Origin of the sequence: Streptomyces sp. CHD11 (assembly GCF_018638295.1) — a bacterium.
Taxonomy (GTDB): domain Bacteria; phylum Actinomycetota; class Actinomycetes; order Streptomycetales; family Streptomycetaceae; genus Streptomyces.
The window spans coordinates 1-335 of the sequence record NZ_JABTTS010000157.1; the positions used below are offsets into that span (position 1 = coordinate 1).

A 335-nucleotide genomic window follows, 5' to 3' on the forward strand; every position below is an offset into this window, starting at 1 on the left:
GGGTGGCTGGCCCGGCACCGGGCGCTGGTCGTCCTGGACGACGTGCCGGACGAAGCGGCCGTACGGGGGCTGCTGCCCCGGTCCGGGAAGTGTTCCGTACTGGTCACCGCCCGGGGGCAGTTGGCGGGGCTCGCCCCGGTGCACCGGATCGCGTTGCCCGCGCCGGCGGACGGGGAGGCGCTGGAGCTGCTGGGAAAGCTGATCGGGGCCGGGCGGCTGCGGACCGACCCGGGGGCGGCGTTGCGGATCGTCCGGGCCTGCGGGGCGCTCCCGCTCGCGGTGGAGGTGAGCGGGATGCGTCTCGCGGTGCTGCGGCATCTGCCGCTGGCGGAGTA

The 335-nt window shown here is 76.7% G+C and carries 1 protein-coding gene; it reads left to right on the forward strand.

Annotated elements, in window-relative coordinates; genetic code table 11:
• Nucleotides 1-335, forward strand: a 335-nt coding sequence (locus HTV45_RS33575) for an NB-ARC domain-containing protein (protein ID WP_251693420.1), incomplete at both ends; no start/stop codon positions are given.